Annotated in this window: 20 protein-coding genes; 9 read left to right on the top strand and 11 right to left on the bottom strand. The window is 71.6% G+C overall.

What is annotated here, in order from left to right; all coding sequences use genetic code 11:
* Positions 1-222: 222 nt before the first annotated feature.
* Positions 223-666: a hypothetical protein gene (locus AB0D74_RS31165; protein ID WP_362594413.1), complete on the bottom strand. Its 444-nt coding sequence runs from the start codon at positions 664-666 to the stop codon at positions 223-225.
* A gap of 340 nt (positions 667-1,006) precedes the next feature.
* Between AB0D74_RS31165 and AB0D74_RS31160 the strand changes: the two genes are divergently transcribed.
* Entirely contained in the window at positions 1,007-1,810 is an 804-nt protein-coding gene (locus AB0D74_RS31160) for an SGNH/GDSL hydrolase family protein (RefSeq protein ID WP_362594411.1), read from the top strand.
* Positions 1,811-1,827: 17 nt separating this feature from the next.
* Here AB0D74_RS31160 and AB0D74_RS31155 read toward each other — a convergent pair whose 3' ends face one another.
* The 4 genes from AB0D74_RS31155 to AB0D74_RS31140 form a co-directional block, all read right to left on the bottom strand.
* Positions 1,828-3,420, bottom strand: a complete 1,593-nt coding sequence (locus AB0D74_RS31155; protein ID WP_362594409.1) for a serine/threonine-protein kinase — start codon at positions 3,418-3,420, stop codon at positions 1,828-1,830.
* A 45-nt stretch (positions 3,421-3,465) separates the two neighbouring features.
* The gene (locus AB0D74_RS31150) at positions 3,466-5,277 is read right to left on the bottom strand and encodes a nickel transporter (RefSeq protein ID WP_362594554.1); all 1,812 of its coding nucleotides are present in this window, start codon (positions 5,275-5,277) and stop codon (positions 3,466-3,468) included.
* 2 nt (positions 5,278-5,279) lie between these two features.
* Complete coding sequence (locus tag AB0D74_RS31145; protein WP_362594407.1) at positions 5,280-6,689, bottom strand: tetratricopeptide repeat protein; 1,410 nt, start codon at positions 6,687-6,689, stop codon at positions 5,280-5,282.
* Between the two features lie 180 nt (positions 6,690-6,869).
* Positions 6,870-8,396, bottom strand: coding sequence for a DUF4331 domain-containing protein (locus AB0D74_RS31140; protein WP_362594405.1), 1,527 nt, complete (start codon positions 8,394-8,396; stop codon positions 6,870-6,872).
* 206 nt (positions 8,397-8,602) lie between these two features.
* On the opposite strand from AB0D74_RS31140, the gene AB0D74_RS31135 reads away from it, so the two are divergent.
* The 3 genes from AB0D74_RS31135 (at position 8,603) to AB0D74_RS31125 (ending at position 10,352) form a co-directional block, all read left to right on the top strand.
* The gene (locus AB0D74_RS31135) at positions 8,603-9,145 is read left to right on the top strand and encodes a sigma-70 family RNA polymerase sigma factor (RefSeq protein ID WP_362594403.1); all 543 of its coding nucleotides are present in this window, start codon (positions 8,603-8,605) and stop codon (positions 9,143-9,145) included.
* Positions 9,142-9,945, top strand: coding sequence for an anti-sigma factor (locus tag AB0D74_RS31130; protein WP_362594401.1), 804 nt, complete (start codon positions 9,142-9,144; stop codon positions 9,943-9,945). Before AB0D74_RS31135 ends, AB0D74_RS31130 begins: the two co-directional genes overlap by 4 nt.
* 137 nt (positions 9,946-10,082) lie before the next feature.
* Positions 10,083-10,352, top strand: a complete 270-nt coding sequence (locus AB0D74_RS31125; protein ID WP_089103003.1) for a hypothetical protein — start codon at positions 10,083-10,085, stop codon at positions 10,350-10,352.
* Between the two features lie 23 nt (positions 10,353-10,375).
* Here the strand turns inward: AB0D74_RS31125 and AB0D74_RS31120 are convergent, their stop codons facing one another.
* Genes AB0D74_RS31120 through AB0D74_RS31110 form a run of 3 tightly spaced genes read right to left on the bottom strand, consistent with a single transcriptional unit; the run spans position 10,376 to position 13,314 of the window.
* Positions 10,376-11,572: a CaiB/BaiF CoA-transferase family protein gene (locus tag AB0D74_RS31120; protein WP_362594398.1), complete on the bottom strand. Its 1,197-nt coding sequence runs from the start codon at positions 11,570-11,572 to the stop codon at positions 10,376-10,378.
* 33 nt (positions 11,573-11,605) lie between these two features.
* The gene (locus tag AB0D74_RS31115; RefSeq protein ID WP_362594396.1) at positions 11,606-12,382 is read right to left on the bottom strand and encodes an ABC transporter permease; all 777 of its coding nucleotides are present in this window, start codon (positions 12,380-12,382) and stop codon (positions 11,606-11,608) included.
* A complete protein-coding gene (locus AB0D74_RS31110; RefSeq protein ID WP_362594394.1) occupies positions 12,379-13,314 on the bottom strand; it encodes an ATP-binding cassette domain-containing protein in 936 nt (311 codons plus the stop codon). The genes AB0D74_RS31115 and AB0D74_RS31110 overlap by 4 nt, the downstream gene beginning before the upstream one ends.
* Before the next feature lie 63 nt (positions 13,315-13,377).
* On the opposite strand from AB0D74_RS31110, the gene AB0D74_RS31105 reads away from it, so the two are divergent.
* Positions 13,378-14,097, top strand: coding sequence for a TetR/AcrR family transcriptional regulator (locus AB0D74_RS31105; RefSeq protein ID WP_362594392.1), 720 nt, complete (start codon positions 13,378-13,380; stop codon positions 14,095-14,097).
* A 42-nt stretch (positions 14,098-14,139) separates the two neighbouring features.
* Here the strand turns inward: AB0D74_RS31105 and AB0D74_RS31100 are convergent, their stop codons facing one another.
* Genes AB0D74_RS31100 through hmgA form a run of 3 tightly spaced genes read right to left on the bottom strand, consistent with a single transcriptional unit; the run spans position 14,140 to position 17,445 of the window.
* Complete coding sequence (locus AB0D74_RS31100; RefSeq protein ID WP_362594390.1) at positions 14,140-15,294, bottom strand: type ISP restriction/modification enzyme; 1,155 nt, start codon at positions 15,292-15,294, stop codon at positions 14,140-14,142.
* Between the two features lie 12 nt (positions 15,295-15,306).
* A complete protein-coding gene (locus AB0D74_RS31095; protein ID WP_362594387.1) occupies positions 15,307-16,056 on the bottom strand; it encodes a GntR family transcriptional regulator in 750 nt (249 codons plus the stop codon).
* A 27-nt stretch (positions 16,057-16,083) separates the two neighbouring features.
* The gene (gene hmgA, locus AB0D74_RS31090) at positions 16,084-17,445 is read right to left on the bottom strand and encodes a homogentisate 1,2-dioxygenase (protein ID WP_362594385.1); all 1,362 of its coding nucleotides are present in this window, start codon (positions 17,443-17,445) and stop codon (positions 16,084-16,086) included.
* 157 nt (positions 17,446-17,602) lie between these two features.
* On the opposite strand from hmgA, the gene AB0D74_RS31085 reads away from it, so the two are divergent.
* The 4 genes from AB0D74_RS31085 to AB0D74_RS31070 all read left to right on the top strand — a co-directional run bounded on the left by AB0D74_RS31085 (position 17,603) and on the right by AB0D74_RS31070 (position 22,866).
* Positions 17,603-18,211 carry a hypothetical protein gene (locus AB0D74_RS31085; protein ID WP_362594383.1) on the top strand — a complete coding sequence of 203 codons (609 nt, stop codon included), beginning with the start codon at positions 17,603-17,605 and terminating at the stop codon, positions 18,209-18,211.
* A gap of 64 nt (positions 18,212-18,275) precedes the next feature.
* Positions 18,276-18,893 (top strand): TetR/AcrR family transcriptional regulator, encoded by a 618-nt coding sequence (locus AB0D74_RS31080; RefSeq protein ID WP_362594381.1) that lies wholly within the window; start codon positions 18,276-18,278, stop codon positions 18,891-18,893.
* Between the two features lie 205 nt (positions 18,894-19,098).
* The gene (locus tag AB0D74_RS31075; RefSeq protein ID WP_362594379.1) at positions 19,099-21,354 is read left to right on the top strand and encodes a molybdopterin oxidoreductase family protein; all 2,256 of its coding nucleotides are present in this window, start codon (positions 19,099-19,101) and stop codon (positions 21,352-21,354) included.
* An 87-nt stretch (positions 21,355-21,441) separates the two neighbouring features.
* Positions 21,442-22,866 carry a citrate:proton symporter gene (locus tag AB0D74_RS31070; RefSeq protein ID WP_362594377.1) on the top strand — a complete coding sequence of 475 codons (1,425 nt, stop codon included), beginning with the start codon at positions 21,442-21,444 and terminating at the stop codon, positions 22,864-22,866.
* The last annotated feature ends 69 nt before the right edge of the window (positions 22,867-22,935 follow it).

The raw sequence follows: 22,935 nt of genomic DNA, 5'->3' as shown, positions 1-22,935 counted from the left end.
GTCATTGCGGTCACCGAGCACGGCACCCCCCTACCGCGCCCCGCTCCGGAACGTCGCGGTCCTTGAGCCCTCCCCTAGAGCCGCTTGATGACGTTCCGATGCGGGTGAGATGTATGACGGTATTGACGATTGGGCCAGTATGGCAAGTCCGGGAACTGGTCCTCACGTTTTTATTGGTTTGGCCGTTACGAAACTTTGGCCGACCTTGTTCTTCAGGGTTCTTCAGCTCGAACGGGCTTTCCCGGTTCGCCGGGACATCCGTTCGAGAATGCGTTCCACCGGTCGCAGGAGTACCAGCAGAAGCAGCAGAATGCTGATCGCCGCCACGGCGACGATTCCGCCGCGCCACGACCAGTGGTGAGTGGCGAGCATGCCCTGGGCGACCAGCATGTCCAGGGCGACGGCACCCGCCAGCGCGGTGAGCGCGCGGGCCGGTGGATCGAGTCCGCGCAGTGCCGCACCGATCGCCGTGGCAGGCGCGGCGAGCAGGAAGAACAGCGCGAGCGGCCCGCGCAGCGACGAGCCGGAGTCGATGAGCGCGAGCAGCGCACCGGTCCCGGCGACGGCCGTCGTGGCCCCCGCGAACAGGGGCCCCAGGTCCCTCCCCGGTCCTGGACGTGCCCGTTCGCCCGCTGTTGACGATGTCTTGAGACGTATGGTCTGCATGACCGACTTTGCCCCCCAAGGCGTCGGATGCCGGGCTTCAATGTCGCGCAGCCGAACGGGGGGCGTCAAGCAGGTCTCCGGACATGACCGTTCCCCGGAGACACCTGTTATCTCCGGGGAACAAGTCGCTCGATTTCGGTGCGTTCTGATGATCGGTTACGACACGGGTTTCAGTGCTCGCCGGATTGCCATGGCCGCGTCATCAAACGTGCCGGGAACGCACAGGATCGGTCCGGTGAGGGCCGGTTGAGATCCTGAACAGTTTTGGCATGGACACTTCCCGTCAACACGCGTAGTTGCTACGACAGTTATGGCAGAGATCCTGCTAAAGGGAGGTTCCATGAGACGTTCCCGAATTACGGCATACGTGACTTCACTCCTCCTCGCCACCGGCCTCGCCCTCACCGGGGCCGCCGCCACGGAAGCGCAGGCCGCGACCGGGGGCTATGTGGCGCTCGGCGACTCGTACGCGTCCGGCGTCGGCGCGGGCAGCTACATCAGCTCAAGTGGCAGCTGCGACCGCAGCACCAACGCCTACCCCTACCTGTGGAACGCCGCCCACAGCCCGTCCTCGTTCTCGTTCCTCGCCTGTTCGGGCGCCACCACCGACGACGTGCTCTCCGGCCAGCTCGGCACGCTCAGCTCCTCCACCGCCCTGGTCTCCGTCACCATCGGCGGCAACGACGCGGGCTTCGCCGACGTCATGACGACCTGTGTGCTCAGCTCGGACAGCACCTGCCTGTCCCGGATCAGCACCGCGGAGGCGTACGTCGACTCCACGCTCCCCGGCAAGCTCGACAACGTGTACGACGCGATCAGCGCCAAGGCCCCCAACGCCAAGGTCGTCGTCCTCGGCTACCCCCGCTTCTACCTGCTGGGTACCACCTGCCTCGGCCTCTCCACGGCCAAGCGCACCGCCATCAACAACGCCGCCGACTACATCGACACCGCGATCGCCAAACGCGCCGCCGACCACGGGTTCACCTTCGGCGACGTCCGCACCGCGTTCGCCAGCCACGAGATCTGCTCCGGCAGTTCCTGGCTGCACAGCGTCAACTGGCTGGACATCACCGAGTCGTACCACCCCACCGCGGCCGGCCAGTCCGGCGGCTACCTGCCGGTGCTGACCAGCAACGCGTCCTGAGTCCCCGTGCGACCGCTCTAGTACGAACTCGAGGACGAAGGCGAAGCGGAGGCCCCGTCGGTCGGGGTCTCCGTCGTCTTCGTGCAGGTGACCGTGAACGGTACCGAGTTGGACGTCGTCTCCACCGGGCTGCGCACCTCGACGGCGATCGCGTCGCTCAGCGTCCCGCTGTCGGACCAGGTCGTCACGGTCACCCCCGTCTGCCGGGTCCGCCCGCCGCCGTCCGGGAAGGACAGCGTCTTCCAGCCCTGGTCGTCGAGCTTCCCGTTCTTCAGCACCCACCGGTACTGGACGTCCTCGGGCACGCTCCCCACCGTGAACGTCGCCGTGAACGTGGGCGCCTGCGCCGTCGACGGCGGACAGGACCCCGAATAGTCCGTGCGGGACCCGGTCACACTGACCTTCACACTCTGCCGGGGCGCGCTGCTGCTCGCGGACGCCGACGGGGACTCGGACGCGGCACGGCTGCTCCGGCTGGGCGCCGGGGAGCTGAGGTTGCTGGCCGACTGGCTCGCCCCGGCGTTGTCGCCGCCGCCGCTGTCGCCGTTGTCGTGGTTGAGGAGGGCGTACGTCAGCCCGCCGAGCGCGAGAGCGACCAGCACCAGGCCGATGAGCAGCACGGTGCCCGCCCTGCGGTTGCCACCGCGGTCGGCGGCGGTCGGCCAGGCGTCCGCCGGGGTGGGCAACGGGGGCGTGGGGGAGAACGGCCGGGTCTGCCGGGCGACGGCGGTCGGCGCCTCGTACGGCCCCGGGACCGGGACGGTGGCGGTGGTGCCCGGAGTGCCCCCGGCCGCGACCAGCCGCAGGTCGCGCTCGGCCTGTTCGGCGGAGATCCGCGCGGCCGGGTCCTTGCGGAGCATCCCCTCGATGACGGGGGTGAGCGGTCCGGCCCGGTACGGCGGCGGCAACTCCTCGTCGACCACCGCCCGCAGGGTGCTGAGCGGGGTGTCCTGCCGGAACGGCGAGGCGCCCTCCACCGCCGCGTACAGCAGCACGCCGAGCGACCACAGGTCGGACTCGGGGCCGAACGCCCGCCCCAGCGCCCGCTCCGGGGCGAGGAACTCCGGCGAGCCGATCACCTCGCCGGTCATGGTCAGCGCCGAACTGCCCTCGACGGTGGCGATCCCGAAGTCGGTGAGCACCACCCGGCCGTCGTTCGACAGCAGCACGTTGCCGGGCTTCACGTCCCGGTGCAGCACGCCGGCCGCGTGCGCGGCCCGCAGCGCGGACAGCACCTCGGCACCGACGCCCGCCGCCCGCTGCGGGGACATCGGCCCCTCCGCCTCCAGCACGTCGGCGAGGGACACGCCGGGGATCAACTCCATGACGACCCAGGGCCGTCCGCCCTCCATCGCCACGTCGTACACCGTCACCACGTTGCGGTTCGCCACCCGGGCCGCGGCCCAGGCCTCGCGCTCCAGCCGGGCGTACATCCGCTCGACGTCGGAGCCGGGCAGCCCGGCGGGCGCCCGCACCTCCTTGACGGCGACGTCACGGCCCAGCACCTCGTCGCGGGCCCGCCACACGGTGCCCATGCCACCCTCGCCCAGCGGGGAAAGCAGTCGGTAGCGGCCCGCGATCACTCGCTCACGGCCCGGCTGATCGGTCACGGGTGCCCCCCACGGCAGCTCGCGCGAATTCATCACAAACGTAACTCAGAGAAGTGCGGATGCGGCCCCCTTGAGCACCAGTCCGGCGCCCAGGGCCACGACCACGAGTGCCGAGACGAGCGGAATGGTCCTGCGGACCAGCGCCGCCGTCGGGTGGGTGGTCCAGCGAGGGCGTTTGTCCATCACCCGAGTCATTCCCGTACCCAGCTTGACGACGGCGAACCCGGCGGCGGTCAGCGTCAGCGCGAGACCGACGCCGTAGGCGACCACGAGAAGCAGTCCGAACCAGGCCTGGCCGAGGGCGGCGGCGCCGACGAGCACGACCACGGCGGAGGGGCTGGGGACGAGGCCGCCGGCGAACCCGAGCAGGATGGTGCCGCGGAGGGTGGGGGCCGTGGGGTGCGTGTGGGTGAACCCGCCGTGACTGTGCGGGACGTTGGTGTGGCCGTGCTCGGGAGCTGCGCCCCCGGACCCCCCTTCGGCCTGAACGGCCTCGTCCTCAATCGCCGGACGGGCTGAGTGGGGTGCGGGCCGGCCGTCGTCCTCGGGCGACCGCGCGGCCAGGGAGAGTGGCTGGGCGCCGTGGTCATGGCCATGAGCATGGGGGTGGTCATGCGGATGGTCGTGCCCGTGATCGTGTATCTGCCCGTGCGTGTGGCCGTGGTCGTGGCCGCTTTCGTGCGTGTGGGCGTGGGCACGGGCGTGTTCGTGTGCCCCCACCAGGGCCAGCTCCCGCTTCTCGGTCGCCTCGTGCCCGTGCCCGTGCCCGTGCTCGTGGCCGTGATCGTGATCGTGATCGTGCTCGTGATGATGGTGGCCGTGGGCGTGCGCCTGCTCGTGGGCCCGGTTCCGCCAGGCCCTGCGGGTCAGGTTCGCGCCGGCCGCCAGGACCATGAGGCCGCTCGCGATGCCCAGCCAGGCGATCACCGACGGGGTGGCCGCCGAGCCCGCCGTCACCAGGACGCCGAGGGCGACCACGCCCAGGGTGTGGGTGACCGTGACCGACGCGGCCAGCGGGAGGACGTCGCGGAGCCGGGCGCGGCCACCGCGGGCCGCTGCCGTCGCCGCCATCAGGGTCTTGCCGTGGCCCGGCGCGAGGGCGTGCATCGCGCCCAGGGCGATCGAGATGAAGAGCGCGAGCACCGCGAAGCCGAAGGTGAGGTGGTTGCGGGCGACCAGGTCGGTCAGGGCCTGGGTCCAGCGGTCGATGCCCCGGGGGAGGATCTCCGCGCCCGGGGTGTCCTGCCGCTCCTGGCCGAGGGCCGGGCCGCCGGGCCGCACGTGGACGGCGGCGGTGGTGATGTCGGCAGGGGAGGAGAGCAGGTCCTTGGGGTAACTGGTGAGTTCGTGGGAGACGGACGTCTTCGGCACGTCCGACGTCGTCAGCGTCATCCGGTCGCCGCGCGCCGTGATCTCCCGCCAGCCGGGCCCCGTGTCGGCGCCCGCGCTGTGGAAGGCGAGGGTGGCGGTGGTGCCCTTGGGGAGCGGCGCGGTGAAGCGGCACTCCACGCGCAGGGTGTTCAGGCCCGCCTGGCCGGGGCGGAGTTCGGCGTGGCTGGTCCGCACGGTCAGCGGGGTCGCACGGCCGTCGACGGTGAGCCTGCTGCCGTCGGCCGCGGTCGTGCAGCGCTGCTCGGCCCACTTGGCGGTGCCGAGCCGCTTCAGGTCGGGCTTGGCCTGGGTCGCCGGGATCTCGGCGAGGTCCTCGACGTGGTCGACGCGGAGCTGCCCGGGGGCGGCGACGAGTCCGTCGTACTTGTTGACGGTGAAGTTGCCGAGCGGGTGCGCGCTCGCGCCCGTGGCGGACAGCAGCGTCGCGGCGCAGGCCACGGTGAAGACGGCGGCGATCCGGCGCAGGTTCACTTCGAGTCCTCCAGCGCCTTGCGGGCCGTACGGGCGCCGAGCGGGGAGAAGCCCGGGTTGAGCTTGAGGGCCTTGGTGAGCGCGGCCCGGCCGGCCGCCTTCTCGCCGTTGGCCAGCTCGATCATGCCGAGGTGGTAGGTGAAGGAGGCGTTGTGGTAGCCGGTGGCGGTGGCCTGCCGGGCGTACGGCAGCGCCGCCTTCTTCTGGCCGTTGACGTACAGGGCCCAGCCCAGCGCGTCCGCCGTGTGCACGGTGTGCCGGCGGGCCCACTCGGCGCGGGCGGCCTTCAGCGATTCGGCCTTGTTGCCGTGGTCGGCGGCGGCGAGGGCGGTGTCGAGGTCGGCGTTGACTCCGTTGGCGCGGGCGAGCGCGATCCAGGCCTCGACGAGCGCGTACTGGTCCTCGGCCTTCGCCTTGTCGCCCTCGGCGTTGCGGGCCTCGTACAACTCGCCCAGTTCGACGAGCTGCTGGGGGAGCGGATAGCGGGAGACGACCAGTTCCATGCCCTTGATCGCGTCGGCCCGGTCACCGAGCGCCGCCTGGACCCGCGCCCGGCCCTCAAGCGCCGGAATGTAGGTGTCGTCGGAGGCCAGGGCGCGGGCGTAGTAGTCCTGCGCGGTCTTGTAGTCGCCCTGGTTCCAGGCGAGCAGACCGAGCTGGGCGGCCACATAGGAGATGTCGCCCTTCGAGGTGGCCGTCGCCAGGGCCTGCTCCAGCACCTGCCGGGCGCCCTTCACGTCACCGCGCAGCTCCCGGACGTACGCGAACCGGGTGAACACCGGTACGCCGGGCTTGCGCCGGTCGGCGAGGTCCGCCGCCTTGCTCGCCTCGTCGTAGCGGCCGAGTTCGACCAGGGCGTCGATCCGGGAGGAGAGGGCGTTCGGGCTGTACGGGTTCTGCTTCAGGGCCTGGTCCGCGTAGGTGAGCGCCTGCGCGAACTCGTGCCGGGCGGCGGCCAGCGCCGCCTCGCCGGCCAGGGCCTGGTCGTTGTGCGGGGTGATCTGGAGCGCGCGCTTGAGGGACTTCTCGGCCTGCGGGTAGCGCGACGGGTCGCCCTTGGTGCGGGCCTGCTCGACGTAGGCGAGGCCGAGGGTGGCCCAGCTGTCGGAGTCCTTCGGCTGGGTGCGCAGATGCGCCTGGAGGGAGGCGATGGTCGTGTCGATGTCCCCGCTCGCGAGCATCCCCGGGTCCACCGCGCTCGACGTAGCGACCGACGCGGTACCGCCGTCACCGGTGGACCCGAAGGCGATCGCCCCGCCGGTCAGCGCGATGGCCATCAGCACGGCGGAGCCCGCGAGCTGCGCCCGGCGCCAGTTCCGCCCCGCGGCGGCGAACCGGCGCAGGGCGGTGACGCGCTCGTCGTCCTTCGTCTCGGCGGGCTGCTTGTCGTTCGTACCCGGGGCCATGCCCTCTCCTAGTAACAGTTCGCGCGGAGCGGCGCGGCCCGCGCCGTGGGGGATTGGGTGGGTGCGGGCCGCGCCAGTACATGAGGGGCGTGAATCGAGCGCCCCGTAAGGGGCGCGGGGAACTGCGCGATCAGCCACCGCCGACCCGCAGTCGCCCGACTGCCCCGAGAGGAAAGGCGATTAGTACGGTCGCCGCACCCGCCGCCGCCACCAGCCGAACCCGGTGCCGATCAGCAGGACGCCCGCCGCACCCGCAGCCGCCGAGCCCGCGATCAGCGTGGTGTTGTTGCTGCTGGAACCGGTCAGGGCGTCGCCCAGCGCGCTCTTCGTGCTGCTGCCGTCCGCCGCCTTGGCGATCTTGCCGCGCGAGCCGGACGTCGGCTCGGCCACGTACGGGAAGTACTTCTCGAAGGTCTTGTCGTTCTTGTCGACGGCGTCGCCCAGGTCGTTCTTGGAACCGACCAGTTCGCCCTCCATGACCTGGAGCGCCTCGTCGATCACGTCGTCGGTGAGCCGGCGTCCGTTCGGGAAGCCCTGGTTGTCACCGTCCAGCACACCGAGCCGCTTGGGCTTCGCGGTGGGCTTGATGGACGTGTTCAGGCGGAGCATCTCCGACGGCTTCGCCTGCGGCTGCAGCGTGTTGAGGCCCTTGACGCCCGTCAGGAACACGCTGACGAGGTCGTTGCGGGGCTCGGACGGCGCCTTGATGTGGTAGATCGCCTCGATGAGCTTCGGCAGTTCCGGGTTGGTGACGTTCTTCAGGAACTGCGCGTCGTCCTTGGGCTGGGACGCGTTGAACTTGTCCTTGTCCTTCTGCGGGTTGACGACCTCGTTGACCAGCGGGTTGCCGAGGCGCGAGACCTGCGAGTAGTAGCCCTGGGCGTTCCTGCGCTGGGTCGTCGCGTAGATGCCGACGGTCGGGCGCGAAGCCGACTGCCGGATCAGGGAGTTCGGCACCTGGAGGGCGATCGTGTTGACGTTGTAGCCCTTGAGGGTGTCGTTGCCGACCTCGCTCAGGTTGCCGCCGTACAGCAGGTCGAAGACGCGCAGGTCCGCGAAGAACGGGTCGTCGGCCTGACCGGCGAAGGTCGCGCCGCCGTTGGTCGTCTTGTAGATGGCCTGGGAGCGCAGCTTCGCGTAGTCCGGCATCGACGCCTTGCCGACGTCCGACGGCGCCGCCGGGACGTTGTCGGCGATCCGCGTCTTGTACTGCTGCCTGCCGTTCTTCAGCTTGATCAGGTCGAGGTCGTACGACTGCGTGACGTTCAGGTCCGGGTCGTTCAGGCTGTCGACCACGCCCGTGTTGTAGAGGAACGTCTTCTTGTTCTTGATCTTGGTGCTGAAGGTGTAACGGAAGATCAGGTCGTCTTTCGCGTCACCGTTGTTGTCGATGTGGATGTCGTACTGGGCGTCGTCGGCGAACTGGTAGAAGTTCGGGCCGCCGGCCGGCTCCTCGAAGGGGATGTAGTCCGACACGATCGTGGTCGTGTCGGGCTTGTCCGGGCTGACGAACGCGTACAGGTCGGTGTTGTCGTACTGCGGGGTGCCCGAGATGAGCGGGGCCTCCCGGTGGGAGGAGGCGGAGGCCGCCCCCGGTTCCAGCGCGGCGACGCTGGCGGCTGTGATCCCGCCGGTGGCCAGTGCCCCACAGATGAGCGTGACAAGGCCCTTGCGCCCTGCGCCGCCCCTGGAGTTTAGAGGTGTCATGCCGTCCGTCCCTCGGTCCCAACTTGCTTGACGGACGGGTATACGGAGCCGGAGGGCCGTTTGGATTGGTCCGAAGAAAAAAATCTTTTCTTCCTGCTCGACCCGCGTTTTTGCCTCCCGCATACGTACTTCTGCCGGAGGTGTGTCAGTTGCGAATGCCTGGTGTGGGAGGACGGGCCGGGTGCGGCCACAGGAGGGGGGACGGGATGGAGGCGGACGAACTGCTGGTGCTCGTCGCCGGTGGCGACCAGAAGGCGTTCGAGGACCTCTACGGACTGGTGTCCGGGCCGGTGTTCGGGCTCGTGCGCAGGGTGGTCCGGGACCCCGCCCAGTCCGAGGAGGTGTCCCAGGAGGTGCTCCTCGAACTCTGGCGCTCCGCCGCCAAGTTCGACCCCGGCCGGGGCAGCGCCCTGTCCTGGATCCTCACCCTCGCCCACCGCCGCGCCGTCGACCGGGTGCGCAGCGCCCGCGCGGCCGGCGAGCGCGAGCAGCGCGAGGCGCTGCGGGCCGGCGAACCCGCTTTCGACCAGGTCGCCGAAACGGTGGAGGCCGGCCTGGAACGCGAATGGGTACGCCGCTGCCTGGACCGCCTCACCGCCCTCCAGCGGCAGTCCGTCACCCTCGCCTACTACGACGGCTACACGTACCGTGAGGTCGCCGAGCGGCTCAAGCTGCCGCTGGGCACGGTCAAGACACGGATGCGCGACGGACTCACCCGGCTGCGCGACTGCCTGGGAGGTGTGGCGTGAGCCTGGTCGGCCGTCTGCTGCACCGCGAGGACCTGCACTCGCTGGCCGCGCCCTACGCCCTGGACGCCCTGGAGCCCGGCGAGCGGCGCCGCTTCGAGAAGCACCTGCGGGACTGCGACCGGTGCGCCGACGAGGTCCGGGAACTGACCGAGGACACGGTGCGGCTCGCCTTCTCCGCGGCGGCCCCGCCGCCCCTGGCGATGCGCGGCCGGGTGCTGGCCGCCGTCCGCGCCACCCCGCAGGAGCCGGCCCCCGGCCAGGAACGCGTGCCCAACCTGCCGCCGCACGTCTGGGGCGCACAGCCCCCGCCGCCGCGCCGCCGTCCGCGCCCCCTGTTCGTGCCGTTCGCCACCGCCACCGCAGCCGCCGCACTGGTCGTCGCCTCGCTGTTCGCGGTGCAGGCCGACCGGACACAGAACCAGCTCGACGCCGAGCGCGCCCAGTCACGTGAGATCGCCCACGTTCTGGCCGCGACCGACGCCCGCGCGACCACCTACAAGGACACCCAGGGCCGAAGTATCGGAACGGTCGCCTCCGTATCGGAGGGCCAGGCCGTCGTCACGCTCAGCGGATACGGCACCCCGTCCAACGGCCGCGTGCACCAGCTCTGGCTCATGCGCCCCCGTGTGCAACCACGCTCCCTCGGGCTCTTCGAGGGTGACACGCCCCTGGTCGCCACGGGTCTGAGCAGATCGGCGACGTCACTCGCGGTGACCGTCGAGCCCGCCGGCGGGTCAGCGCAGCCCACCAGCCAGCCGGTTGTCCAACTCGCCCTGAAATCGGTTGGATTCGGAGAGTAGTCAAAGTGTAGTTCAAGAGGGGTCGTCAACACCCTTGCGGGGAAGGTGAATCCTGTGACCGCGATACACGAGTGCCCCATCGGGGCGATAGGGTTACCCTGCCCGGGCCGGGTGGACTCGTACGGGTGGGGAGTGACATGGATCAGATAACACGCAGCAGGGCGAGGGTTCCTGCGATCACCTGCGGGAGCGGTGCGACCAGCTCGCGCCTCGACCGCCATCTGTCGGTGCTGGCGGGTCCCGCCATACCGCAGCAGCAGGCGGTCGAGGCGACCTCGCTGATGCGTGAGCTGACCGCGCGTGAACCCGCGCAGCGCAGCGACCGGGTCGCACGGGTCAGCCGCGTCTCCCTCTTCGCGCCACTGCGGCGGCTGCGCCGTTCGCTGTTCGGCGGCAACAAGCACTGACCGGCTGACCGTCAGGCCCGCGCTCAGGCCGCGACACCGTCCCGGCGCAGCGCTGCGATCTCGGCGTCCGTCATCCCCACGGAACGCAGCAGCGCCTCGGTGTGCTGCCCGAGCGCGGGCACATCCCCCATCCGCGCCTCGTCCCCGCCCGGCAGCGTGATGGGCGGCAGCAACGCACGCAGCGGCCCGACCGGCGACCCCACTTCCCGCCACCGCTCCCGGGCCGCCAGCTGCGGATGCCCGGCCAGCTCGTGCAGATCCCGCAGCCGCGCGCACGCGATGCCCGCGGCCTCCAGCCGGGCCAGCGCCTCGTCGGCGCCGAGTGCCTTCAGCGCCGTCCCCACCAGTTCGTCGGTCCGGGCCCGGTTCACCACCCGCGCCGCGTTCGTCGCGAACGCCGGATCCACGCCCAACTCCGGTTGCCCGATCACCTGTTCGGCCAGCCGCCGCCACTCCCGGTCGTTCTGCACCGACAGCAGCACCCGCCCGCCGTCCGCGGTCGGATAGGCGTCGTACGGTGCGATGACGGCGTGTGCGAGGCCGGTGCGTTCCGGCGGTGTTCCGCCGTGCATGGTGTGGTGCAGCGGATGCCCGAGCCACTCCGCCAGCGCCTCCAGCATCGACACCTCCACCGGGCCGCCCCGCCCGGTCGTCCCGCGCCGCACCAGCGCCGCGAGGACGCCCGAGAAGGCGTACATGGCCGCCGCGATGTCCGCGGCCGGGATCCCCGCCTTCACGGGCTGCTCCGGCGTCCCGGTGACCGACACCAGGCCCGCCTCGCACTGCACGAGCATGTCGTACGCGCGTTTGCCGGCGTACGGCCCCGACGCCCCGTACCCCGAGATGTCCACCGCGACCAGCCGGGGGTGCGCGGCGCACAGCGTGGCCGCGTCGAGCCCGAGCCGGGACGCGGCGCCGTGGGCCAGGTTCTGCACGAAGACGTCCGCGTCCGCGATCAGCCGCCGCACCACGTCCAGGCCGCGCGGGTCCTTCAGGTCCAGCGCGATGGACTCCTTGCCGCGGTTGCACCACACGAAGTGCGAGGCGAGACCGCGGGCGGCGGTGTCGTAGCCGCGGGCGAAGTCCCCGCCGTCGGTGCGTTCGACCTTGATGACCCGGGCGCCGAGATCGGCCAGTTGCCGGGTGGCGAAGGGGGCCGCGACGGCCTGTTCGACGGCGACGACGGTGATGCCCTCCAGGGGCAGCGGGAGACGGTCCATGCGCCGGATCATGTCGGGTGACCGGCGCGTTTGTCAGCACCGCCCGTACCGGCGGACGGCGAGGGGCAGGAAGACGGCGACGAGGACCAGGCTCCAGGCGAGCGATCCCGCCACGGGGTGCGCCACCGGCCAGGCCGCGCCGTCCGGTACGGGAGCGTTGCCGAAGAGGTCGCGCAGGGCGGTCGTCACCGCGCTGATCGGGTTCCACTCGGCGAGCGCGCGCAGCCAGCCCGGGAGGTTCCCGGTGGGTATGTAGGCGTTGGACAGCAGCGGCAGCACGAAGGTGGAGGCGCCGATCTGGCCGGCCGCCTCCTCGCTGCGGGTGAGCAGGCCGAGGCAGATGCCGACGGTCGTGCAGGCGAACCGGAACAGCAGCAGGAGGCCCACCGCGCCGGCCGCCGCGGCAGCCGATCCCGCCACGCGCCAGCCGACGGCGAGTCCCACCAGGAGCAGCGGCACGGTTCCGACCGCCGTCACGACCAGGTCGGCCACCGCCTGCCCCAGCGGTACGGCGGCCCGGCTCACCGGCATGGTCCTGAAGCGGTCCATCACCCCTCGGTGGGTGTCCTGGGCGGCCTGGAACATGCCGGTCATGACCCCGCCGGCCGCGGTCGCGGCCAACAGCCCCGGGACGAGGAAGGAACGGTACTCAGGGCCCGGCATCGCCAGCGCGCTGCCGAAGACGTAGCCGAAGAACAGCAGCATGTTGACCGGCATCAGCTGGCTGAGGACCGCGAGGCCGGGGCTGTTCCGGACCCGGCGCAGCTGCCGGCCCGTCATCGCGGCACCGTCGTGCACGAACGCACTCATGCGGGACTTCCCGTCAGTCGGAGGAAGACGTCGTCGAGGGTCGGTGGCCTGAGGCTCGCGTCGAGCAACGGAACGCCCGCCGCGTCGAGTTCGCGCACCAGGCGGGGGAGGGTGAGGGTCGGGTCCGTGGTGACGGCGCCGACGGCGTGTCGGTCGTGGTCGAACCGGGGCTCCCTGCCGGTGAGCCGGTCGAGGACCGCGGCGGCCCTCGGCAGTGCGTCCTGGTCGGCGACCACCGCCTGCGCGTACCAGCCGATGAGCGCCTTCAGTTCGGCGGGCGATCCGGTCCGGGCCACCCGGCCCCGGTCCATGAGCACGATGTCGTCGGCGAGTTGGTCGGCCTCCTCCAGGTACTGAGTCGTGAGCAGCACCGTCGTGCCCTCGGCCGTCAACTCGCGCACCGCTTCCCGGATGCCGCTCCGGCCGGCCGGGTCGAGGCCGGTGGTGGGCTCGTCGAGGAAGAGCACGGCCGGGCGGCGGACCAGGCTCGCGGCCAGGTCGAGGCGGCGGCGCATGCCGCCGGAGTAGGTGGCCGCCTTGCGGTCGGCGGCCTCGGTGAGGCCGAAACGGCCGAGGAGTTCGGCCGCCCGGTCGTCCGGCCTCCGTACCCGGAGCAGCCGGGCGAAGAGGCGCAGGTTCTCGCGGCCGGTGAGGTCGCCGTCGACCGAGGCGTACTGGCCGGTGACGCCGATGCTGCGGCGCACGGCACCGGGGTCCCGGACCACGTCGTGCCCCGCGATGCGGGCGGAGCCCGCGTCGGGTCGCAGGAGGGTGGCCAGCAGCCGTACGACCGTGGTCTTCCCGGCCCCGTTCGGCCCGAGCAGTCCGCAGACCGTGCCCTGCCGGACGGCCAGATCGAGACCGCGCAGCGCGGACACCGCGCCGAAGCGTTTCTCCAGACCTTCACTAAGTACAGCGTACGTAGAAGTCATGGGGTGACCATAACTCACTACGTACGGTGTACGTAACTAGGATGGTGGGCGAGGTGATGACCGATGGCAGTCCGAGGGGCCGAACCCGAGGTGATCTGGGCGCGTCCGGAGCGTGCCGGGCGGGGGCCGAAGCCGGCGTTCACTCGCGCCGACATCGCTGCCGTCGCGGCGCGGATCGCCGACGCGGAGGGGCTGGACGCCGTGTCGATGCGGCATGTGGCGGCCGGGGTGGGGTGCGGGACGATGTCCCTGTACAACTACGTTCCCCGCAAGGAGGACCTGTACGAGCTGATGGTTGACGCGGTCAGCTCCGAGCACGAACGGTGGGAGCCGACCGGGGACTGGCGGGCCGACATGATGCGGGTCGCCGAGCAGACACGGGAGTTGATGCGCCGGCACCCCTGGTTGCCCCGTCTGATGTCACCGGTCTACGGGTTCAGCCCACATGCCCTGCGCTATCTGGAGCACTGCCTGGCCTGCCTGGATCCGCTGGACGTGTCGTACGGCACCAAGTTCGAGCTGATCGCCATGGTGAACGGTGTGGTCACGACCTATGTGCGGAACGAGATCGACACGGCCGAACGGGTGCGGAACCTGCCGTGGTCCGAGGAGCGGGAGAACGCGGTGCGCATCGCCTATCTCGGAGGGCAGATCGCCTCGGGGGCGTATCCGCGGATGGCGGCGGCGTTCGCGGGGGATGCGGGGGATCCGGGGCCGGTCGACATGGAGGGGGTTTTCCGGCGGGCGGTGGAGAGGGTTCTGGGCGGGTTCGCTTCGTCGTAGGCCGCGGGTGGGCAGAGGCTGGTCGGCCCCCGAACAGGTTGGTCACAGCAACGTGAACTGGCCGGCTGGGCCTTCCTCCTGGTGGTCCAGGACCGAAGCCGGTCTGCGGGCTGTCCCCGGGGGCGGGAGTACGCCCGCTCCCGTCAGGTCGGTCGCGGTGATCTGTGTCCCGACCTCCAGGGCGGCCTGTCGGGTGCGGACGTCCGCCAGCAGGGCCAGGACCGTGATCAGCTCCAGCAGTTCCGAGGTCCACGGCTGGGACCAGGCCGGCGGGGTGATCGCGGCGAGGGTTCCCGGTTCCGCCGTCTCCGCCGTGCGGGCCGCGAACCACGCCTCCAGGACCCGTACCTCGCCCGTCCTGAAGTCCCACGCGTCCGGCGGCACCGGGGAGATACGGCCCTCGTCGAGGTGGAGGGCCTCCTCCTCCCTGTCGTAGAGGATCGTGAGGGGGCGGGCGGGAAGCGGGGCCCGGACGTACGGGCGGCGGCCCCCCGGGAGTTTGGGGCGGTCGCCGTCGCGGCGCAGCAGCCACAGGGCCCGGTGGCCGAGCTCCACGCCCCGCGCCCAGAGTCCGGCGTCGGCGGTGAGCGGCACGGTGCGGTCCTGGCGGACCGCGACCAGGATCCAGGCGAGGACGTCCGGCGGGGTGACCTCTCGGCCCAGCCGCCCGGTCAGGTGATCCAGCAGACCGGGGACCAGGTTGGGTTCCTCGCCGCCCGGGCGGCGGTACAGCGGGCGGATGCGGCCCGCACGCAGGGTGGGGAGGAGGGAGGTCGCCAGCAGGGGCATGCCCTCCGGCGACTCCACGGCGAAGACCTGCCGGTCGTCCGCCACCCGCCACAACTCCGGGCGGGCCGCGTCGATCAGGCGGTGGTCCGGGATCAGCCACTGCTCGTCGAACGGGGCGGCCAGGACGCGGACCGGGGCCGGGCAGGGGCCCGCCGCCTCGGCGAGCGGTTCGGTGCCGCTGGGCTGGCCGGGGAGCTGGGCGACCGCGGAGTGGACCGTCCGGGCCCGCGTCGGCTCGAACAGGGCCTCCCGGTCGGCGCCCTCGGCCTTCACGAGGGCGTCCCAGCGGGACTTCAGGGTCGCCGGGTCGGCGGCCGTCGGCCACCCCCGGCCGAGCCGTAGTGGTGCGACGGACCACGGCATGAGGTCCGCCAGCAGCGGAGCGTCGTCGTGCGTCACGCCCGGCATCGTACGACGACTTCAGGTCGCGTCGAGCGTGACCGTGAAGGAGAAACGGTCGCCGCGGTAGTGGATGACCGCCAGGTCCAGGACCCGGCCGGCGGTGTCGTAGGTGACGCCCGTGTAGTGCAGGATCGGGCTCAGCAGCGGGACCTGGAGCAGCCGGGCGGTCTCCGGGTCGGCCAGCCGGGCCGCCACCGTGTCCGTGATGCGGCTGATGTCCGCGCCCACGACGTCCCGGAGCACCTTGGTCATCGGCTGCCGGGCCAGGTCCTCCGGGTCGATGCGCTCGGCCAGTTCGGGGCGGACGTGGTTGCGGGCGTGGTTGGTCGGCTCGCCCGTCTGCTCGTCGCTGCGGAGGCGGTGGTACGTCGCCACCTCGGCGAGATCCGGGAAGTACTCGACGAGTTCGCCGGTCACGGGGGCCGTGCCGTGCTCCAGCAGCTCCGCCGTCATCCCCGACTGCTGTGCCACGATCGCGTCCACCGAGCCGAGCAGCCGTACCGGGGTGCCGCGCCGGGCGTCCGGCTCGATGAAGGTGCCCCGGCGGCGGTGCCGGCTGATCAGGCCCTCGTCCTCCAGCTCCTTCAGCGCCTGCCGCATCGTCAGCACGCTCACGCCGTAGTGCTCCGCGAGCCGTTCCTCGGTGGGCAGCCGGAGCGGGTCCCGGGGCGAGCGGCCGAGTATCGAGGCACGCAGCGACTGCGACACCTGGTACCAGAGCGGCAGCTTGCGGTTGAGGACGATCGAGTCCGGGGCGAAGGAGGTCACGGGGCCATCCGTACCGGTGGGGGATCTTCAGTGCAAGGGGCGGAAGTGCCGTTCCAGGCCCCGCCACACGTCGTCGTAGCGCTGCTGGAGGTGTTCGGCGGCCGACGCCTGCGGGGTGAGCGTCACCGGCCAGCGGGTCTCGAACATGAACGCCAGGCCGTCGTCCACCTTCTGGGGCTTCAGCTCGGCCGCGCTCGCCCGGTCGAACGTCTCCCGGTCCGGACCGTGCGCCGACATCATGTTGTGCAGCGACCCGCCGCCCGGCACGAACCCTTCCGCCTTCGCGTCGTACGCCCCCTCGACGAGCCCCATGTACTCGCTCATCACGTTCCGGTGGAAGTACGGCGGCCGGAAGGTGTCCTCGCCCACCAGCCAGCGCGGCGCGAAGACCACGAAGTCGACACCGGCCAGGCCGGGGGTGTCGGACGGGGACGTCAGCACCGTGAAGATCGACGGATCGGGGTGGTCGTACGAGATGGTGCCGATCACATTGAAACGGCGCAGATCATAGGCGTACGGCACATGTGTGCCGTGCCAGGCGACCACGTCCAGTGGGGAGTGGTCATATGTGGCGGTCCACAGGTTGCCGCAGAACTTGTTGACCACCTCCACCGGACCCTCGACGTCCTCGTAGGCGGCGACGGGGGCCAGGAAGTCGCGGGCGCTGGCGAGGCCGTTGGCGCCGATGGGGCCGAGGTCGGGGAGGCGGAACGGCGAGCCGTAGTTCTCGCACACATAACCCCGGGCCGTGGCATCCAGCAGCTCCACACGGAAGCGGACCCCACGCGGGATCAGCGCCACATGTCCCGGCTCCACATGCAGCAGGCCGAACTCCGTGCGCAGCAGCAGCCCGCCGTGCTCCGGGACGATCAGCAGCTCGCCGTCCGCGTCGGAGAAGACCCGCTCCATGGAGGCGTCGGCGTGGTAGAGGTGCACGGCCATGCCGGCGCGCTGGGTCGCGTCGCCGTTGCCGCCCAGGGTCCACAGGCCGGCCAGGAAGTCCGTGCCCGGCGCGGGCTCCGGCAGGGGGTTCCAGCGCAGCCGGTTCGGGTCCGGGGCGAGCTCCGTGAAGGGAGCGGTGCGCAGCCCGCCGTTGCCGGCGGCGCGGGTGAACGCCGGGTGGGCGGCCGAGGGGCGGATCCGGTACAGCCAGGAGCGGCGGTTGTGGGCCCGCGGCTCGGTGAAGGCCGAACCGCTGAGCTGTTCCGCGTACAGGCCGAGCGGGGCGCGCTGCGGGGAGTTGCGGCCCTCGGGCAGGGCGCCCGGCACCGCCTCCGAGGAGTGCTCGTTGCCGAACCCGGAGAGGTACGCCAGCCCTTCGGCGGTCTTCCGCGCCTCGCCGCGGTCCCGCTCGAACGCGCTCGCGCGGGAGGTACCCCCATCGCTCATGATCGCTCCCTGAACCTGCGTGCCATCGATTCCTATGCATCACCGTAGGATTACGCGAGGGCGGGTGCAAGAGGGCCCGGATCATCCCGGCGGCGGATGGCGAGAACCCGACTTCAGGGGGATCCGGTCCGCGGCGTGCTGTTCTACGCTCCCGGGCATGTCGTGGACGCGTGGACTGCCGGGTGCGCTCGCGGTCTGCGTGCTGCTCCTGGTCGCCGCGGCGGGCTGCGGGACCGGGCGGACCCACGGGCAGCGAGGTGCGGAGTCGCCCTCGCCGGTGGGCAAGATCCTCGACGACACGGACGAGAGCGGACGCCACTACCGCGAACTGGACAAGAAGCAGGCGCCCGAGGTGGGCACGGTGGTCACCCCGGACGCCTCCGGCGGCTGGGACGTACGGCTCGACCTGCACCGTTTCCGGTTCTCCCGGGCGGGCACCGCGGCGAAGGCGGTCGTCGGCCGGGGGCTCGCCTACCTCTTCGTGGACGGCGGCCTGGTCACCCGGCTGCGCACCTCTGCCTACCACCTGCCCGCCGGTCTCGTCCCGCACGGCACCCACCACGTCACCGCCCGGCTCTACGCCGACGACGGCACGGTCTGGGCCGTGCACGGCAAGCCGGTGGAGAGCACGGCGGACGTCACGGCGTCGGGCGCGGAGACGGCGTCGCCGTCGGCACCGGGAGCCGGGCCCGCCACCCCCTCGGCCACCGGCAACGGCACCGGCGCCGGTACCGGCACCGCCGCGAGCAGCCCGGACGCCGGATGAGTGCATGGGCCATCCGTCCGCGTACTGGGGGGCGAGGTTCACCTGATCCCGGCGGAAAGGCATCATGAAGCCCGTGCCCCCAGCGACACCGCTTCGCAAAGCGCCCGTACAGCGCCGCAGCGCCGAACGGCTGACCCGGATCCTCGACGCCTGCGCCGACCTCCTCGACGAGGTCGGCTACGACGAACTGAGCACCCGGGCCGTCGCGGTGCGCGCCGGGGTGCCCATCGGCTCGGTCTACCGCTTCTTCGGCAACAAGCGGCAGATGGCCGACGCCCTCGCCCAGCGCAACCTGGAGCGCTTCACCGAGCGTGTCACCGAGCGGCTGAAGGAGGCGCCGAAGGGCGACTGGCGGACGGCGATGGACGCGGTGCTCGACGAGTACCTGGCCATGAAACGCACCGCCCCCGGCTTCTCCCTCGTCGACTTCGGCAACCAGATCCCGGTCGGCGTCCGCGACGCGGAGCCGAACCACCGGGTGGCCGACCGGCTGACCGACCTCCTGGCGGCGTACATCGGCCGCACCCCCGACGAGCCGCTGCGCCGCACCTTCCTGGTGGCCGTGGAAACAGCCGACGCCCTCGTCCACCTGTCCTTCCGGATGGCCCCGGAGGGCGACGAGTCGATCATCACGGAGACCCGGGAACTGCTACGGGCGTACCTGGCCCGGGTGCTGGACTGACGGCCCGGGGAAAACGCCCCGAACGGAGCGCCCCTTCAGGGGCGCGAGGAACTGCGCGACCAGCCACGAACGTCCCGCGCCCGAACGACGACCCGCGGCAGCCGACCCCATCGCCCCGCACCCGAAATCACCGGCAGGGCTCCCCTCCGCACATACCGCCCGGTATGCTCGCCGCGCAAGGCACCGCCGCCCCCTGGGAGGAATCATGCCCCGCACCGCCCTCCGCATCTGCCCCCTGTGCGAGGCCACCTGCGGCCTGACCCTCACCATCGAGGGCACCCGCGTCACCGGCGCCCGCGGCGACCGCGACGACGTGTTCAGCAAGGGGTTCATCTGCCCGAAGGGCGCCTCCTTCGGCGCCGTCGACGTCGACCCCGACCGCCTGCGCACCCCCCTCGTCCGCAGGGACGGCGAACTGCGCGAGGCCACCTGGACGGAGGCCTTCGACGCGGTCGCCGCCGGGATCCGCGGCGTCGTCGAGCGCTACGGCCCGGACTCCGTCGGGGTCGTCCTCGGCAACCCCAACGTCCACACCGTGGCCGGCGCCCTCTACCCGCAGGTCCTGATCGGCGCCCTCGGCACCCGCAGCGTCTTCACCGCGTCCACCGTCGACCAGATGCCCAAGCACGTCTCCAGCGGACTGCTCTTCGGCGACGCCAACGCCATCCCGGTCCCCGACCTGGACCACACCGACCACCTCCTCCTCATCGGCGCCAACCCCCTGGAGTCCAACGGGAGTCTGTGCACCGCACCCGACTTCCCCGGCAAGCTCAAGGCGCTCAGGGCCCGCGGCGGCACCCTCACCGTCATCGATCCCCGCCGCACCCGCACCGCCAAGCTCGCCGACCGGCACATCGCCATCCGGCCCGGCGCCGACGCCCTGTTGCTCGCCGCCATGGCCCAAGTCCTCTTCGAGGAGGGCCTGGTGGACCTCGGCCACCTCGCCCCGCACGTCGAGGGACTCGACGAACTCCGCGCCGAACTGGGGGACTTCACCCCGGACGCGGTCGCCCACGCCACCGACGTCGACGCCGGCACGATCCGTGTCCTCGCCCGCGAACTCGCCGCCGCGCCGACAGCCGCCGTATACGGCCGGATAGGCAGCTGCACCGTCCCGCACGGCACCCTCGCCAGCTGGCTCGTCGACGTCCTCAACATCCTCACCGGCAACCTCGACCGGCCCGGCGGCGCGCTCTTCCCGCAGGCCGCCACCGACCGGACCCCGCGGCCGGCCGGTCCCGGCCGGGGCTTCGCGCTCGGTCGCTGGCACTCCCGGGTCAGCCAACACCCCGAGGCCAAGGGCGAGTTGCCGCTCTCCGCACTCGCCGAGGAGATCGACACCGCGACGGCCGAGGGCGAACCGATCCGGGCGCTGATCGCCATCGCCACCAACCCCGTCCTCTCCGCCCCGGACGGCGACCGCCTCGACAAGGCCCTGGACTCCCTCGACTTCATGGTCAGCGTCGACCCCTACCTCAACGAGACCGCCCGGCACGCCGACGTCGTACTGCCCCCGCCGCCGCCCTCGCAGAGCCCGCACCACGACTTCGCCTTCAACACCCTCGCCGTACGCAACCAGGTCCGCTACTCCCGCCCCGCCGTCCCGCCGGAGCCCGGCCGGATGGCCGAGACCGAGATCCACGCCCGGCTGGTCCTCGCGGCCGGCGGCATGCACGGCGCCGAACCGTCCGCCGTGGACGACATGGTCATCGGCCAGACCCTCGGGAAGGCCGTCAGGGAGCCCCACTCGCCCGTGCACGGCCGGGACCCGCAGGAACTCGCCGGGCAGCTCACCGGGGACACCGGCCCCGAGCACCGGCTCGACCTGATGCTGCGCCTGGGCCCCTACGGCGACGGCTTCGGCGCCCGGCCCGACGGGCTCACCCTGGAGCGGCTGCTCGCCCACCCGCACGGCATCGACCTCGGCCCCCTCGCGTCCCGCCTCCCGCAGCCGCTGAAGACCCGGAGCGGCAAGGTCGAACTGCTGCCCGGGCCCCTCGCCGACGACCTGCCCCGGCTGCGCGCGGCCCTCGACACCAGCCCCGCTGCGCTCGTCCTCGTCGGCCGCCGCCACCTGCGCTCCAACAACAGCTGGATGCACAACGTGCCCGCCCTCACCGGCGGCACCAACCGCTGCACCCTGCACATCCACCCCGAGGACGCCGAACGGCTCGGCGTACGCGACGGCGCCGACGTCCGCGTCAAGGGCGCCGGCGGCGAGGTCGTCACCCCCGCCGAGGTCACCGACGGCGTCCGGCCGGGCGTCGTCAGCCTCCCGCACGGCTGGGGCCACGACCGCCCCGGCACCCGCCTCAGCCACGCCGCCACCGCCCCCGGCGTCAACGTCAACCAGCTCCTCGACGGCAGCCTCCTCGACCCGCTGTCCGGCAACGCCGTCCTCAACGGCATCCCCATCGAGGTGACCGCCGAGATGAGCGCCGAGGTGATCACAACCCCGTGACCTGGAGTTTTGCGCTTATTGCTCGCGTGTCAACGTCTTGTTAACGACGTTTGACGCGACCTAACGTCGTCCGCACCGCCGGCCCTGGTGGGAGTTCAAGGGCGAACGTTAGGTGATCCACCCATGCTGACCATCCTCGGCTTCGCCATGATCGCGACCTTCCTGGTCCTGATCATGCTGAAGAAGATGTCGCCGATCGCGGCGCTCGTGCTGATCCCCGCGCTGTTCTGCGTGGTCGTGGGCAAGGGCGCCCACCTCGGCGACTACGTCATCGACGGCGTCACCAGCCTCGCGCCCACCGCGGCGATGCTGATGTTCGCGATCGTCTACTTCGGCGTGATGATCGACGTCGGCCTCTTCGACCCCGTCGTCAAGGGGATCCTGCGGTTCTGCAAGGCCGACCCGCTGCGGATCGTCGTCGGTACGGCCGTGCTCGCGGCGATCGTCTCGCTCGACGGCGACGGCTCCACCACCTTCATGATCACCGTTTCGGCGATGTATCCCCTGTACAAGCGCCTGAAGATGAGCCTGGTCGTGATGACCGGTGTCGCCGCGATGGCCAACGGCGTGATGAACACCCTGCCCTGGGGCGGTCCCACCGCTCGTGCCGCCACCGCGCTCAAGCTGGACGCGAGCGACATCTTCGTACCGATGATCCCGGCGCTGGCCACGGGCCTGCTGTTCGTCTTCGCCCTCGCCTACGTCCTCGGCCGCCGTGAGCGCAAACGGCTCGGCGTGCTGACGCTGGACGAAGTGCTGGTCGAGGAGCCGGAGACGGTGCTCGTGGGCGCCGGCAAGGCCCCCGCGCGCACGGGCGGTCCTGACTCCGGCACCGGCGCGGACCTGCCCGACGAGCCCGGGGGCGACGGTTTCCAGGGCCTCGACCCGCACCGCGAGACCCTGCGGCCCGGGCTGTACTGGTTCAACGCGCTGCTCACGGTCGCCCTGCTCACCGCCATGATCATGGAGTGGCTGCCGATCCCGGTGCTGTTCCTGCTCGGCGCCGCCCTGGCCCTGACCGTCAACTACCCCCAGATGCCCGCCCAGCGGGCCCGGATCGCCGCGCACGCCGAGAACGTCCTCAACGTCTCCGGCATGGTCTTCGCCGCCGCCGTCTTCACCGGCGTCCTCCAGGGCACCGGCATGGTCGACCACATGGCCGACTGGCTCGTCGGCAACATCCCCGACGGCATGGGCCCGCACATGGCCCTGGTCACCGGCGTGCTGAGCATCCCGCTCACGTACTTCATGTCGAACGACGGCTTCTACTTCGGCATCCTCCCGGTGCTCGCCGAGGCCGGCCAGGCGCACGGCGTCCCCGCGGTGGAGATCGCCCGCGCCTCGATCGTCGGCCAGCCGCTGCACATGTCCAGCCCCCTGGTGCCCGCCGTCTACGTCCTGGTCGGCATGGCCAAGGTCGAGTTCGGCGACCACACGCGGTTCGTCGTGAAGTGGGCGGCCCTGACTTCGGCGGTGGTGCTCGGGGCGGGGATCCTGTACGGGGCCATGTGACATGGCACTGGGCGGCATGTGACACGGCACCGGCCGGGGGAAGTATGTGACGTACCACTGGGAGGTTTC

The sequence above is a fragment of the Streptomyces sp. NPDC048278 genome, from assembly GCF_040652195.1.
Taxonomy (GTDB): Bacteria; Actinomycetota; Actinomycetes; order Streptomycetales; family Streptomycetaceae; genus Streptomyces.
This window is presented reverse-complemented; position numbering and strand designations above follow the sequence as displayed.

Bases quoted from the DNA above. Each gene is read 5' to 3' on its own strand.
- AB0D74_RS31140 (WP_362594405.1), bottom strand. From the start codon at position 8,396: ATGACACCTCTAAACTCCAGGGGCGGCGCAGGGCGCAAGGGCCTTGTC.
- AB0D74_RS31105 (WP_362594392.1), top strand. From the start codon at position 13,378: ATGGCAGTCCGAGGGGCCGAACCCGAGGTGATCTGGGCGCGTCCGGAG.
- AB0D74_RS31120 (WP_362594398.1), bottom strand. From the start codon at position 11,572: ATGGACCGTCTCCCGCTGCCCCTGGAGGGCATCACCGTCGTCGCCGTC.
- AB0D74_RS31080 (WP_362594381.1), top strand. From the start codon at position 18,276: ATGAAGCCCGTGCCCCCAGCGACACCGCTTCGCAAAGCGCCCGTACAG.
- AB0D74_RS31110 (WP_362594394.1), bottom strand. From the start codon at position 13,314: ATGACTTCTACGTACGCTGTACTTAGTGAAGGTCTGGAGAAACGCTTC.
- hmgA (WP_362594385.1), bottom strand. From the start codon at position 17,445: ATGAGCGATGGGGGTACCTCCCGCGCGAGCGCGTTCGAGCGGGACCGC.
- AB0D74_RS31115 (WP_362594396.1), bottom strand. From the start codon at position 12,382: ATGAGTGCGTTCGTGCACGACGGTGCCGCGATGACGGGCCGGCAGCTG.
- AB0D74_RS31125 (WP_089103003.1), top strand. From the start codon at position 10,083: ATGGATCAGATAACACGCAGCAGGGCGAGGGTTCCTGCGATCACCTGC.
- AB0D74_RS31100 (WP_362594390.1), bottom strand. From the start codon at position 15,294: ATGCCGGGCGTGACGCACGACGACGCTCCGCTGCTGGCGGACCTCATG.
- AB0D74_RS31145 (WP_362594407.1), bottom strand. From the start codon at position 6,689: ATGGCCCCGGGTACGAACGACAAGCAGCCCGCCGAGACGAAGGACGAC.
- AB0D74_RS31075 (WP_362594379.1), top strand. From the start codon at position 19,099: ATGCCCCGCACCGCCCTCCGCATCTGCCCCCTGTGCGAGGCCACCTGC.
- AB0D74_RS31165 (WP_362594413.1), bottom strand. From the start codon at position 666: ATGCAGACCATACGTCTCAAGACATCGTCAACAGCGGGCGAACGGGCA.
- AB0D74_RS31160 (WP_362594411.1), top strand. From the start codon at position 1,007: ATGAGACGTTCCCGAATTACGGCATACGTGACTTCACTCCTCCTCGCC.
- AB0D74_RS31085 (WP_362594383.1), top strand. From the start codon at position 17,603: ATGTCGTGGACGCGTGGACTGCCGGGTGCGCTCGCGGTCTGCGTGCTG.
- AB0D74_RS31135 (WP_362594403.1), top strand. From the start codon at position 8,603: ATGGAGGCGGACGAACTGCTGGTGCTCGTCGCCGGTGGCGACCAGAAG.